Raw genomic sequence first — 12,791 nt, 5'->3', positions numbered from 1 at the left:
GTCCGTGTCCGTTCGGTGTAAGGCGTTCGGTTATCGGAACCGACTCGGCGGGGAGCAGCCGTCGCGTCGGCCCGCCTCCGAGCGGGGCGCCGTCCGTATTCCGAAGGGACACCGGCCGAGAACTCAACACCCAAGTACCCCGCGGATCAACGCCCGTTCATGTTCGCGCTCATCGACTTCGTCGCGCGGGTCGTCGGCGACATCGGCCGCTTCCTCGACATCTTCCTGAACGACCTCATCCTCGGCGCCGGAGACCCGCTCTCGGCGCTGCTCGTGCTCGTCGGGCAGGTCCTGATCGTCGCCTCCGTGGCCGCGCTCGGCTACGCCGCGGTCGGCGCCCTGTTACAGGAGATCGGCGTGAAGATCCCCTCGCTCGGCGGTCGCGGTCGCTCCGAGCAGTAAGCGGGCGTCGACCGCACTCGCCGCGGCGACGTGGACCGCGGTCGCGACCGGATCCTCTGCGACGGCGTCGACCGCGGTCGCGACCGGGCTCAGTCGTCGGTCGAGGCCGGCCGCGTCCGGGCCGACGTCCCCGACTCCGACCCCGTCGGCCGCGGCGTCCCCGCGACCGGTTCCGCCGGCACCTCGAACTCGTCGAGCCTCGCGAGGAGTTCGTCGGACCGGTCGGAGAGCGCGTGCGCGCTGTCGGTCGCCTCGGAGACGCTCGCGGTCTGTTGCGCCGCCGCCGCGGCGACGGTCTCGGCCTCGCTCGCGGTCTGGCCGCTCACCGCCGCCACGTCCTCGACCATGTCGACGACCTCCTGGGTCGTCCGGGCCTGGTCGTCGGTCGCCTCGCTGATCTCCTGAACCGTCTCGTCGACCACGGTCACGTCCTCGACGACCTCCTCGAACTCTCGGAGGGTCGACTCGACCGCGCCGACGCTCTCGGACACCTGCGACTCCATCGCGTCGACGTCGGCCGCCGTGTCGGTCGACACCGACTGTATGCCGTCGATCCGGTCCGAGATCGCCGCCGCCTCGGCCCGGGTCTCCTCCGCGAGCGCCTTCACTTCGTCGGCGACGACCGCGAACCCGTCGCCGGAGCCGTCGGCCCGAGCAGCCTCGATCGAGGCGTTCAGCGCGAGCAGGTTCGTCTCCTCCGCGATCCCGTCGATCACGGCCGCGATCTCGTCGATCTCGTCGATCCGGTCGACGAGGCTTTCGACGGCGGTCGCCGTCTCCCCGATCCGCGCTTCGAGGGTCTCCAGTTCGGCGATCGCCTCGGCGGCCTCCTCCCGGCCGGCTCGACCGCGGTCCGCGGCGCTCCGGGCCGTCGTCGCCGCGTCGTCGGCGGAGGCGGCGATCTCCTCGACGGTCGCCGACAGCGTGCTCATCTCCGCCGAGACGGCGTCCAGGTCGTCCGTCTGCTCGCTCGCGCCGTCGGATATCTCCCGTACCGACCGCGCGACCTCCTCGGACGCGTCGTCGACCTCGTCCATGCTCGCCCGCACGTCGTCGCTCGACGCCGCGACGCCCTCGGTGAACGACCGGACATCGCCGATCGTCTCGCCGACCGTCGCGACGAGTCGGTTGTAGTTCCCGACGAGCTCGGCGTACCGGTCGTCGTCGGTGCCGAGCGACTCGGCGTCGATCGTCGCGGTGAGGTCGCCCGCCTGCGCGCGCTCGGCGGCGTCTCCGAACGCGTCGACGACCGACTCCAGTTCGGCCGTGTACGCCGCCATGTTCGCGGCCATCTCGTCTAAGGCGTCGCCGAACTCCCCCGGGACCTCCTCGTCGAGGACCGGGTCGTCGAACTCCTGCGCGGCGAGCGCCTCGGCCTGCGCCGAGACGGTCTCCAAGTAGCGTTCGACCTCGACGAACGAGCGGACGAGGCCGCCGATCTCGTCGGGCTGGTCGCGGCCCACGGGTCCGTCAGAACGATCGCGGACAACCCGCTCGTCAGAACGATCGCGGCCCACCGGCTCGTCCGCCTGATCGCCGGACCCGTCACGACGGACGTCGCCCGCCGCGATCGAGTCGGCTCCGGCTTCGAGGCGTCGGAGCGGCGCGACGAAGTCCCGGCGCACGATGAGCAGCGTGTTGTAGATCGCCGCGATCGCCCCGAGGAACAGCGTGCCGGAGACCGCGGACGCGAGGGCCCCGGAGAGGACGAACGGGGTGAGGAAGATGCCGACGGTGACGAGGAACTGGATGCCGACGGCCGTCAGGATTTTGCGCTCTATCGACTCGGAGACGCCGAGGCGGTCCATCGTGGCCCAGAGGAGGGCCTCGTACCGCTCGCGAACTCCCCGGCGTCGCTCTCGGTCGCTCGACATGATCCGAACTGGGCCGAAGCGGCTTAAGAACCTCTGCCCCGAGTTCTCAGGAGCGATTCTCGATTCTCGGACCGCGGGAGCGCGGGGGTGGATTTAAAAGAGGCCGTCGACGGTCTCGGCCGCGAGGTCGACCGCCGACTCCAGGTCCGGGCCGAGCGGCGAGCCGACGACGAGCCCGTCGGCGTGGTCGGCCACGGCCGCCGCGCGCTCGCGGACGGTCGCCGGCGAGCCGGCCATGCAGAACGCGTCGACCATCGCCGGCGTCACCAGGTCGAACGCCGCCGAGAACTCGCCCGCGGAGACGCGCTCGCCGATTTCGGACGCCGCGTCCGGGTCGATCCCGTGACGCTTCAACACCGGCGGCGCCGCGCCCGCAGTTATAAAGGCGACCGGGGGTCGGGCGGCCTCGCGGGCCGCGTCCTCGTCCTCGTCGATCGAGACCGCGGCGTACGCGATCAGGTCGAAGCCGCCGCGGTGATCCGGCCGGTCGGCGAGCCCGTCGTCGACCTGCTCGCGGGCCCACTCGAGGTCCTTCGGGTGCGAGCCGTTGTACAGCAGGCCGTCCGCGTGCTTCGCCGCCATCCGGCACATGTGCGGGCCCTCGCCGCCGACGTGGATCGGGATGTCCGCGCCCTGCGGCGGCTCGTAGTTGAGCCCCGCCTCGCTGGCGTCGAAGGTGCCGTCGTGGTCGACGCGCTCGCCGGCCCACAGCTTCTGCGCGGTCTTGAACGCCTCCAGCACGGAGCGGAGCCCGCGCTCGTCGGCGAGCCCGAGGTTCGCCAGCGTGGAGGGGTCGCCGGGGCCGAGGCCGAAGACGGCGCGTCCTTCGGAGAGCTCGTCGACGGTGGCGACCCGGGAGGCGAGCGTCACGGGGTGGGTCTCGTAGGGGTTCGCGACGCCCGGGCCGATCCGGACCGACTCCGTGGCGGTCGCGAGCTGCGAGAGGAACGCCCACGGGTCGCGGTTGTTGTAGTGACACGTCGAGTAGACGGCGTCGTAGCCGGCCTCCTCGGCGCGGACGCCGAGGTCGACGAGGCGGTGCAGGTCGTGTTCGGGGGTGAGTTCGATACCGAGCATGTCAGTTGTCCTCGTAGCTCCGGTTCAGCTGTCCTCGTAGCTCCAGTCGCGCAGCGCCTGCCGGACGAAGTCGCCCGCGACCTCGCGGAAGTGGTTTTCAGAGCCCTCGTGGTCGCCGAACGTCCAGTCCCGGACGACGACGACCGGCGTCCCGCCGTCGCCCTCGCCGGCGACGAGGTTCGCCGCCGCGGCGAGCTCGTCGATGACGTTCTGGACGGTGACGCCCATCTCCCGGCCGTCGCGGTCCCGCTCGCCGCGCCAGTCGCGGCTCGCCGGCAGGCCGGCCCAGCCGATCGCGACCCCGCGCTGGCCGTGGCGGAACGGTCGCCCGCAGGTGTCGCTGACGACCACCCGGTCGGCCGCGAGCCCCTCGCGGATCCGCTCCGCGCTCTCGGAGGGGCGCTCCGGGAGCAGCAGCAGGTCGCCGTCGGGGACGTTCGACCGGTCGATCCCGGCGTTGACGCCGATGTGGCCGAAGCGCGTCGCCGTCAGGAGGAACGGCGCCTCCATGATGAGCTCCGTCGACTCCTCGATGACGGCCTGCGCGAAGCGCGGGTCCTTCTCCTCGCCCGAGAGCTCCGCGAGCCGGTCGGCGACCTCGTTCGCGCGCGGCCCGGCCGGAAAGTCGGAGAGGTCGAACGTCCGTCCCTCGGCCTTAGAGACGACGGTGCTGGCGACGACGACGACGTCGTCCTCGCGGAGGTCGACGCGCTCGTCGATCATGGCCGCGAGGTCGTCTCCCTCCCGGATCTCCGGGAGGTCCGGGACGGCGAACAGCTCCATACGGACTCCTGCGGGGCGACGAGGAAAAACCCCGCCGGTACCGGGCCGGTTTGACGGTATTCGGGACACCCCGCGGAGCGTGGAGACCGCGACGGCGAATCCGTCTCCCGTCATGCCTTTACAAACCAGCCTAACGTCCAGTTGAAAGCGTGTTTAGAAAACGTATAAGCAAAGTCAGAGATAGTAAGCAAACACATATTAGGAAATATGCGAAATAATGATTTTTTCAGCCGAACTCATTTACGTGGTCGACCACGAGCACTGACCGCGATGAGTGAACCCACAACCGAAGGCGAATCGGAGCCGATCGGGACGCAAACGCGCGTCCCGCCGGAAAGCGACGACCGCGGCCCGTTCGTGACGCGGACTCGCGCCCCGTGATCGGGCGGGAACGACCGCCGCGACATTTTTTCGCCTCGTCCCGTCCGCACGGCTTATACGCGGCTCCCGCGAACGCCGGGTGTGGACCTGCACGTCCGGTACGAGGGCGACGACGACCCCGACAAGTGCACGGCCCGGAAGCTCGCGCGGTTCGACCTCGCCGAGCTGCACCGCTCGGACCGCGCGACTCCCTACGGGGTCGTGCTCAACCCGCACGCCGAGCGCGCCCTCTCACCCGCCGACGCCGAACTCGCCCGCGAGAACGCGCTCGTCGCGCTGGACTGCTCGTGGGAGTCGGCCGGCGAGAAGATGTTCAGCCTCCCCGGCGAGCACCGCGCGCTCCCGTACCTCGTCGCCGGCAACCCCGTGAACTTCGGCCGACCGATGCGGCTCACGACGGTGGAGGCGTTCGCGGCCGCGCTCGCGATCCTCGGTGAGCCCGACCACGCGGAGCGAGTCATGGCGAAGTTCACGTGGGGAGAGACGTTCCTCGACCTCAACGAGGAGCCGCTTCGGCGGTACGCCGACTGCGAGGACTCGGCCGAGATCGTCGCCGTTCAACAGGAGTACCTGGACCGGAAGTAGCGGGGGATCGGATGCCCGTTCCGGACTCGCGTGACGCGGCGCGAGCGGTACCGGATCCGAACGGGGGTGCGGCAAGCCTTTTGACCGAATCGCACGTATTGCGTGCCGATGGTTTCTACTGGTGACACCGCACCCGACATCTCAGCGAAGATCGGTACGAGCGACCACGAACCGTTCGAGCTTCACGACCACCTCGGCGACGGCGCGGTCGTGCTCGCGTTCTTCCCCGGGGCGTTCACGCCGCCCTGTACGAACGAGATGGTCGCGTTTCAGGAGCACGCCGACGCCTTCGACGAGGCCGGCGCGACGATCTTCGGGATCAGCGCGGACTCCCCGTTCTCGCAGGGCGCGTTCCGCGAGGAACACGGCATCGAGTTCGACCTCGTGAGCGACATGGGCGGCGACGCGATCCGGGCGTACGACCTGGAGATGGACATCGCCGAACTGGGGCTCCACGGCATCGCCAATCGCGCCGTCTTCGTGCTCGACGAGGCGGGCGAGGTCGTCTACGACTGGGTCGCCGAGGACCCGACGAACGAGCCCGACTACGAGGCCGTGCTCGACGCGGCGCAGTCCGCCTGAACGCCGGCGACCGCGTCGCCGTTCGCTCCGCTTCTATTTATCCGGTCAGTCGCCGAGCACGCCGCCGATCGCCCCCGCAAGCGCCGAGTCGATCGCGAACAGGAACGTCAGGAACAGGCCGACGACGAGGACCCCCGCGCCACCGAAGAGGCTCCCGACCGGCCCGCCGGCGAGCCCCACGAGCCCGCCGAACGCGGCCAGCAGGAGGGTGACGACGACCCCGCTCACGGAGCCGGCCAGCAGGCCGTGCCACGTCCCGGAGAGGAGCCCCCCGCCGGCGACGTAGCCGGCGACGAACCCGCCGATCAGTCCGGCACCGACGTGGCCGACTACTGGGGCGAACGTCGCGAGCAGCCCGGCGATCAGCATCACGACGAACCCGTAGCCGACGGCGTGCCAGTCTGTCATGCCCTCGGGTAGCCGTCCGCGGAATAAGTATTCGCCGGGACGGCCCGGGCGTCGGGATTTAACACCTCAAGCGCGCTATACACACGGCGTGCCCTCCGATTCGCCCTCCTCGGCCGAGGAGACGGTCTCGGCAGCCGCCGGCTCCGCCGCCGAGAGTGACACCGCCGGCTCCGCCGCCGAGAGTGACACCCCCGACTCCGCCGCCGAGAGCGACGCGACCGACTCCGCCGCCGAGAGCGACGCGACCGACTCCGCCGCCGAATCGCATCGCGCCGTCGAATGGGGCCCGGTCCGCTTCGAGCGCCTGCGTTCGCTGGCGCTCGGCGCGACCGTGACCGCGGGCGGGCTCGTCCTCGCCGCGCTGCTGTTCGTCGGCGTCGGCGTCGCCGCCTCCCTGCTCGGCGGGGAGGGACCGCCGTCGTCGACGTGGGCGATGGCCGTCGTCCTCTTCGTCGGCGGCCCGATGTCGCTGCTCTACTGGGTCGTCGCGTACGACCGGACCTCGCCGGAGCGGCGCCGAGAGCTCCTCTCGCAGTTCGGCGACTACTCGTTCGACCCCGCTCGCTTCCGCGCCGGTTGGACGGTCGCCGGGGCCGGAGCCGTGCTCGCGGTGGCGGTGGCGGCTATCGGCCCCGGTCCGCTCTCGGCCTCGCCGTCGCTGTTCTCGGGGTTCGCCCCGATGCTCGTTTCGCTCTTCGTGTTCCTTCCGATGATCGCGGGCTCGCGCGGGACGGATCTGCGGCTCGACCCGACCGCCGGGACGATCGAGCGGACGGACAGGAGCCACGACCGAACGCGCTCGGACGACCTCGGCGCCGTGGTCCGGACGCGGCGGATCGACCTCCCGTGGGCGACCGTCTTCCTGCTCGCCTACCGCGGGAACGCGTGGTACCGGTCGACCCCGTGGCTATTCGTCCCGACCGAGCTCGCGGACGACATCGAGCGGGGCATCGAGGAGGCGCTCGCACGGAGCGACGGTCCCGATCGGGCCAGCGTCCCGGAACGCGTCATCCTCGCGATCCTGGGCTCCGCCTCGCTCGTCGTGGGCGTCACGATGGCCGTCGCGACGGGAGAGGGCGCCGCCGGCGCGCTGTTGACGCTCCTGACGGCGCCGTTCAGTCTCCTCTTCCTCGCGCTCGCGGCGCGGCTGTAACCCCCGACGGCGGCCTCGGGCATGCCCTCGTCGACACCGGACGTGTCACCCCCTACCACGCGACTCATATACCCGGCTCTCCTAGTCCCGGGTATGGACAGAACGCGTCTAGAGAGCGCGCTGGAGGAAGCGTTCGGCGGCACCGAGGCCGAGCGGCGGGCGGTCGCCCGGGCGGCCTGCGACCTCGCCGACTCCGGTCGACCCTCCGAGGACCGCGGGCACGCGCTCACCGTCGACGGCGTGGTCGATCACCTCGACGACGCGCCCGACGGCTCCTCGGTCGTCGAGCGCTGGAACTGGTGGCTCGGCGCGCTCGACGCCGCCTACGGCGGGTACGACTACTTCACCGTCCGGTTCGTCGAGGGGGACGAAGAGGCGGGGCTCCGTCGGTAGGTCCGCGCCGCCGGGATCGGCGGCGTTCGCCGCCGATGAGTTTACTTTCACTTTCACTCCGGGCATGGCTCGCTTATACGGGCGATCCCCCCGAACGCTGAGGTATGAGCGCGAGTACACACGATCGGCCCCGATACGCGACGCCGACGCGCGTGGACGTCACCGACTGTCGAACGGACCGGATCGCCGACCGCGTCCGTACGAACCGCGTGCGCGGGAGCGAGGTGGCACTGGAGCGCCGCGGCGGGAGAACGTTTCTCGTGACGCGGCCGTCGTCGGAGTGAGAGTCGCCGTCGGAGTGAGAGTTGCCGTCGCCGGCGCGGAGCGAGTCAGTCGTCGGCCGTGAGCGGGCTTCGCCCGGTACCGCCGTCGGAGAGCAGGCTTTCGAGGCCGATCCCGAGCGATTCGTCCGTCCGGGCGATCGACTCCGCGCGGGGCGTGTCCGTCGCCAGCGCCCGGATCGCGTCGACGTTCTCCGGCACGACGTCGGCCTCCTGGTGGACGTTCTGGAACAGGTAGAGGTCTCGGCCCTCGACGCTTATCGACTCCTCCCAGACGCAGTTCTCCCAGAGGTCGCCGCGCGGTCGCCCGACGTCGGCGGCGTAGTCCTTCAGCGCGCCGGCGCCGTCGATCCCGGCGCGCTCGGGGATCAGGAACAGGCGGCCCTCGCCGCCGAGGAGGGCCGCGACCGCGGCGGCGGTCGGCTCCGCCTCGAGGGTCACGTTGACGCTGTGTGTGTGCATCGCCGTGACCGGCGCTTTCAGCGCGGCCGTGTCGACGTCCACGCCCGGGAGGATCGTGTTCACGTCGGGACCGTGGTGGGAGGGGACGGTCTTCGGATCGGGCACGACGTCGTTGATCGGCCCGCGGTCGGTCTCGCTCGGGTCGCCGCCGCGGCGGACGAGCGTCACGCGCGCCTTCTCGACGCCGTACGTCTCGTCGAGCGGCGCGAGGAGTCGGGAGAGCCCGGTGGTGTTACAGGAGACGACGCGGAGCGAGTCGGCGTCCCAGACGCCCTCGTGGCTCCCGCGGGCGTTGAACGAGGCGTCGGCGATCGCGGCGTCCTCGCCGCCCTGGTAGACCGCTGGCACGTCGTGGGCCTCGTACGTCGGTCGGTTGCGCTCGCCGATCCCGGAGGGACAGCAGTCGACGACGACGTCGACGGCGTCGAGCAGGTCGGCGAGCGTCCCGGTCACGCCGACGCCCGCGTCCTCGAACTCGCCGACCCGGTCTTCGATCGCCGCGTAGAGGTCGTAGCCGCGTCGGATCGCGGCCTCGGCGCCGTAGTTCGGGGTCGTCTTCGTCACGCCGACGAGGTCCATGTCGGGCTGGGCCGCGACCGCGTCCGCGACCCGCTTGCCGATCGTGCCGTAGCCGTTGACGCCCACGCGTATCATGGCGTTCACTCCATTCCGTAATGGCATAATCTTTTCGAGTATTCTGGCAAGAAATTAACTACGGCGTGAGTAACGGGTCGGTAAATTCGGACGACCCGACAATGTAACTGAGTTTCGTAAGAGAGTAAATAAAGCGGACCCGAAGGCCTAACGCCCGTGAGAACCGATCATCGCGTATGTCACCGACCCTCTCCGAGGCGGCGGAGACCGCCGTGAACCAGTGTCTGAACGTCGCGCAAGACGAGTCGGTCGTCGTCGTCACCGACGACGAACGCGAACCGATCGGCGCGGCCCTGTACGCGGCCGCGACCGCCGTCACCGACGACGCGACGGTCCTCCGGTACCCGCCGGCCGAGCAGCACGGGACCGAGCCGCCCGCGCCCGTGGCGGCCGCGATGGCCGAGAGCGACGTCTTCCTCGCGCCGACGACGAAGAGCCTCAGCCACACCCGCGCTCGGGGGGCCGCCTGCGACGCCGGCGCCCGCGGCGCGACGCTTCCGGGCATCACCGAAGACGTGTTCGCGACCGGGCTCGACGCCGACTACGCCGCCATCGAGGCCGCGTGCGACGACGTCCTCGCGCAGGTCGCCGACGCCGACGAAGTGCGCGTGACCTCGCCCGAGGGCACCGATATCACGTTCGGGATCGGCGAGCGCGAGTGGCTCTCCGACACCGGGATGGTCCGCGACCCGGGCGACTTCTCGAACCTGCCGGCCGGCGAGGTGTTCGTCGCGCCCGAGACCGCGACCGGGACGTTCGTCGTCGACGGGACGATGATGCCCCACGGCCTGCTCGACGAGGACCAGACGCTCGCCTTCGAGGTCGACGACGGTCTCGTCACGAGCATCGACGACGACGCGATCCGCGCCGACGTCGAGGCGGCCGCGGAGTCGGTCGGCGACGCCGCGTACAACCTCGCCGAGCTCGGGATCGGAACCAACGTCGGCGTCGACGAACTGGTCGGCTCCGTCCTGCTCGACGAGAAGGCGGGCGGCACGGTCCACATCGCGATCGGCGACGACGCGGGGATCGGCGGGGAGACGGACGCCCCGATCCACCTCGACGGGATCCTCCGGAACCCCACCGTTTACGCCGACGGCGAGGAGATCCAGCTGCCGACCGCGTAGGGGGAGCCGGGTCAGAGACGGTCGCTCATTTATAAACGAACGTTGCGGTCGGCGCGTGCCTCCGAGCGCCCAGCGGGCGCGAGGAGCACGCGCGAGGGACGCGGCGACCGAAGGGAGCCGCGAGGCTGGGGAGGCGTGAGGCCGCGGTGCCGTGCGGGGCGGGACTCAAAGGGGCAGCCGTGAGGCGGTCACAGGCGATGTAAGCACTGGAAGGAGCGAGTGAAACGAGCGACTGAAGCGCGCAGCGAGCGTGTGACCGCCTCACGGCTGGGGCTTTGCAGGCAGACACCATCGATCCGCCACCAGCAGTTATTTATAAACGAACGGTCGGATCTTGTTAGATACTCACCGCGGCAGCAACCGTTTATAATCGATCGACACGCTATTCGACGACCGCGAGCGCGACGCCCGCGACGTCCCGCACGCCGACCACCTGGTGTCGCCAGCCGTCCCCCGCGTCGACGCAGAGCGTGCCGGCCGCGGTGACGGTTACGGAGATCCCGGGCCCGTAGCCGAGCGCGACGGCCTCCTCGTCCACGGGGAGGTCGGCGAGTCGCCACGTCTCGGCGTCCCACGCGACGGCCCCCGACGCGTCGCCGGCGTGGACCAGAAGCTCGCCGTCGACGACCGCCAGCGCGTGGCCGTCGCCGTCGGCCGCGACCGCCTCGGCGGTCCCTTCCAGCGCCGTCATCCAGCCGTTACCGAGCCAGTAGAGCCCCGACCCGGTCGCTGCGAGAGGCATCCCCGCGCCGGCGACGTCGCGGGCGTCGTCGAGGCCGACCGCGGTGAGGGCGAGGTCTTCACCCGCGCCCTCGCTCCCGGTGACCCGGTGCACCCCGTCCGCGGCCGCGACGAGGGGGCCGTCGACCGCGCGCGGCTCCGACACGGACCCGAGCCGGGTGACCCCCGCGGTCGGGCCGGCGTCCCCGCCACCGACCGCGACCCGATCGATCCCGCCGTCCTCTAGGGCGACGAGGAACGCGCCGTCGTGGGCGCCGACCGCGACCGCCGGGGCCGCGTCGCCCGCGCTCCGGCCGAACTCGGGGTCGTCGTCGACGCGGGCGACTCGCAGGCCGTCCGCCGTCGCGATCCCGACGAGGTCCGGGTCGCCGTCGCGGGGGAGCACGGCGACGTCGCGGGCCGGATCGCGGGCGACCATGTCGAACGCGCCGACCTTGTCCGCCGACAGCGCCACCCGGACGACCCCGTTCCCGGTGGCGACGTACGCGTCGGTGCGGTCCGCCGTCCCGGCGTACACGCGCTTCTCCTCGATCGAGATGTCGTCCTCCGCGGGTGCCATCGGCGAGGGGTTCGCGCGCTGGTCTCATAAGCCCCGCGAGCGCTCGGCGGTCCGGGACGGCCGTCGAATCGGGATCGCTCGGTGGTCCGAGGGGGCCGCCGGCCCGGATCGCTGGCCGTTCCGAAACCGCTCGCCCGTCCGCCCGTTTCGACGCGCATTAGGTTGGCGGTCGCGTACCGCCGGTCGTGCAATCGGTCGCCGCCGAGGTCGTCGCCCTGCTCGCCGAGGTCGCCCCGCGGCTCGCGCGGATCGCGGCGTTCATCGCGATCGGCGTCTTCGCCGCCAACGTCGCCGTCGCGTTCGGGCTGATCCGGTACGTCGCCGGGCTGGCCGGGTGGCTCACCCGGCCCGCGAACCTCCCCGACGAGGTCGGCACCGCGATCCTCACGACCGCGGCGTCGACGACCGCGGGCTACGCTACGCTCGCCGAGTACCGCGAGTCGGGCCTACTCGACGACCGAGCGACGCTCGTCGCCGTCACCATCAACACGTTCTTCGGCTTCGTCCAGCACGTGTTCACGTTTTACATCCCGGTGTTGATCCCGATCCTGGGCGCGGAGACGGGAGTCGTCTACGTCTCCGCCCGTGCCGGAATCGCCCTCGCGATCACGGTCACGGGCGTGCTCGCCGGCGGCGCCCTGCTCTCGGAGCGCAACGTGGACCGCGCCGCGCTCGCCGACGTCGACGCGAGCGGGCCCGACGACGACGAGCGAACGAGCCGCGAACGCGTCCGGGAGGCCGGCGAGAAGTCGTGGTCGACCCTCCGCCGGATCGTCCCGCGCCTCGCGGTCGTGTACACGCTCGTGATCGCGCTCGTCACCAACTACGACGTCGAGGCCCTGACGAGCGTCGCCGAGCCGATCACCGGGGTCCTCGGCCTGCCCGGCGCCGCGGTCCCCGTGATCGCCGTCTACACGCTCGACACGACGGCCGGGGCCGTGACCCTCGCCGGGACCGAGGCCGGCGTGTTCACCACTCGGACCGCCGTCGCGAGCCTGCTCATCGGCGGTATCCTCTCGTTCGCCGTCTCCACCTTCCGGCGCTCGATCCCCTTCCAGTACGGGATCTGGGGCGCCGAGTTCGGCACGAAGGTGATCGCCGTCAACACCGCCCTGAAGCTCGTCTTCATCTCGGCGACGGTCGCGGTACTGCTCGCGCCGGTTTGGTGAGGCGAGCCGAACGCTTCCCGGCCCGCGCGCGTTCTCGCGGCCGGAGCCTCAGAGGCGGTCTCCCGCGCTATCAGGTCACCCGAAACGGCCATTGACACGCGCCCGGGTGTTGACGACCGAGACTCACGCCGGTTCATGCGGCGTTGCGGTAGCGACGCGA

14 protein-coding genes are annotated in these 12,791 nt (G+C 71.1%); 8 read left to right on the top strand and 6 right to left on the bottom strand.

Features of this window, described 5'->3' with window-relative positions:
• Positions 1-159: 159 nt before the first annotated feature.
• Entirely contained in the window at positions 160-402 is a 243-nt protein-coding gene (locus DJ81_RS14040; RefSeq protein WP_094522512.1) for a hypothetical protein, read from the top strand.
• Positions 403-491: 89 nt separating this feature from the next.
• Here DJ81_RS14040 and DJ81_RS14035 read toward each other — a convergent pair whose 3' ends face one another.
• From DJ81_RS14035 to DJ81_RS14025, 3 genes are all read right to left on the bottom strand, one after another.
• Complete coding sequence (locus DJ81_RS14035) at positions 492-2,210, bottom strand: methyl-accepting chemotaxis protein (protein WP_094590252.1); 1,719 nt, start codon at positions 2,208-2,210, stop codon at positions 492-494.
• A gap of 159 nt (positions 2,211-2,369) precedes the next feature.
• On the bottom strand, positions 2,370-3,353 hold the full coding sequence (locus tag DJ81_RS14030) for a 5,10-methylenetetrahydromethanopterin reductase (RefSeq protein WP_094527480.1): 984 nt from the start codon (positions 3,351-3,353) through the stop codon (positions 2,370-2,372).
• Between the two features lie 24 nt (positions 3,354-3,377).
• Positions 3,378-4,136, bottom strand: a complete 759-nt coding sequence (locus DJ81_RS14025; RefSeq protein ID WP_094522515.1) for a coenzyme F420-0:L-glutamate ligase — start codon at positions 4,134-4,136, stop codon at positions 3,378-3,380.
• 462 nt (positions 4,137-4,598) lie between these two features.
• On the opposite strand from DJ81_RS14025, the gene DJ81_RS14020 reads away from it, so the two are divergent.
• The gene (locus tag DJ81_RS14020) at positions 4,599-5,102 is read left to right on the top strand and encodes a DUF367 family protein (RefSeq protein ID WP_094522517.1); all 504 of its coding nucleotides are present in this window, start codon (positions 4,599-4,601) and stop codon (positions 5,100-5,102) included.
• A gap of 108 nt (positions 5,103-5,210) precedes the next feature.
• Positions 5,211-5,684, top strand: a complete 474-nt coding sequence (locus tag DJ81_RS14015; protein WP_094522519.1) for a redoxin domain-containing protein — start codon at positions 5,211-5,213, stop codon at positions 5,682-5,684.
• A gap of 45 nt (positions 5,685-5,729) precedes the next feature.
• Here DJ81_RS14015 and DJ81_RS14010 read toward each other — a convergent pair whose 3' ends face one another.
• A complete protein-coding gene (locus DJ81_RS14010) occupies positions 5,730-6,092 on the bottom strand; it encodes a DUF5518 domain-containing protein (RefSeq protein WP_094590202.1) in 363 nt (120 codons plus the stop codon).
• A gap of 88 nt (positions 6,093-6,180) precedes the next feature.
• On the opposite strand from DJ81_RS14010, the gene DJ81_RS14005 reads away from it, so the two are divergent.
• From DJ81_RS14005 to DJ81_RS13995, 3 genes are all read left to right on the top strand, one after another.
• Complete coding sequence (locus DJ81_RS14005; RefSeq protein ID WP_094590200.1) at positions 6,181-7,245, top strand: hypothetical protein; 1,065 nt, start codon at positions 6,181-6,183, stop codon at positions 7,243-7,245.
• Positions 7,246-7,338: 93 nt separating this feature from the next.
• On the top strand, positions 7,339-7,638 hold the full coding sequence (locus DJ81_RS14000) for a hypothetical protein (protein ID WP_094522525.1): 300 nt from the start codon (positions 7,339-7,341) through the stop codon (positions 7,636-7,638).
• Between the two features lie 104 nt (positions 7,639-7,742).
• Positions 7,743-7,922 (top strand): hypothetical protein, encoded by a 180-nt coding sequence (locus DJ81_RS13995; RefSeq protein WP_094522527.1) that lies wholly within the window; start codon positions 7,743-7,745, stop codon positions 7,920-7,922.
• A 45-nt stretch (positions 7,923-7,967) separates the two neighbouring features.
• Here the strand turns inward: DJ81_RS13995 and DJ81_RS13990 are convergent, their stop codons facing one another.
• Entirely contained in the window at positions 7,968-9,035 is a 1,068-nt protein-coding gene (locus tag DJ81_RS13990) for a type II glyceraldehyde-3-phosphate dehydrogenase (RefSeq protein ID WP_094527483.1), read from the bottom strand.
• A 176-nt stretch (positions 9,036-9,211) separates the two neighbouring features.
• On the opposite strand from DJ81_RS13990, the gene DJ81_RS13985 reads away from it, so the two are divergent.
• On the top strand, positions 9,212-10,162 hold the full coding sequence (locus tag DJ81_RS13985; RefSeq protein WP_094590198.1) for an aminopeptidase: 951 nt from the start codon (positions 9,212-9,214) through the stop codon (positions 10,160-10,162).
• A 382-nt stretch (positions 10,163-10,544) separates the two neighbouring features.
• Here DJ81_RS13985 and DJ81_RS13980 read toward each other — a convergent pair whose 3' ends face one another.
• Positions 10,545-11,462: a hypothetical protein gene (locus DJ81_RS13980; protein ID WP_094590196.1), complete on the bottom strand. Its 918-nt coding sequence runs from the start codon at positions 11,460-11,462 to the stop codon at positions 10,545-10,547.
• 185 nt (positions 11,463-11,647) lie between these two features.
• Between DJ81_RS13980 and DJ81_RS13975 the strand changes: the two genes are divergently transcribed.
• On the top strand, positions 11,648-12,631 hold the full coding sequence (locus tag DJ81_RS13975) for a nucleoside recognition protein (RefSeq protein WP_094527486.1): 984 nt from the start codon (positions 11,648-11,650) through the stop codon (positions 12,629-12,631).
• The last annotated feature ends 160 nt before the right edge of the window (positions 12,632-12,791 follow it).

Source organism: Halorubrum sp. Hd13 (assembly GCF_002252755.1).
Taxonomy (GTDB): domain Archaea; phylum Halobacteriota; class Halobacteria; order Halobacteriales; family Haloferacaceae; genus Halorubrum.
The sequence above is the reverse complement of the archived record's forward strand: the minus strand, read 5'-3'. Positions and strand labels throughout refer to the sequence as shown.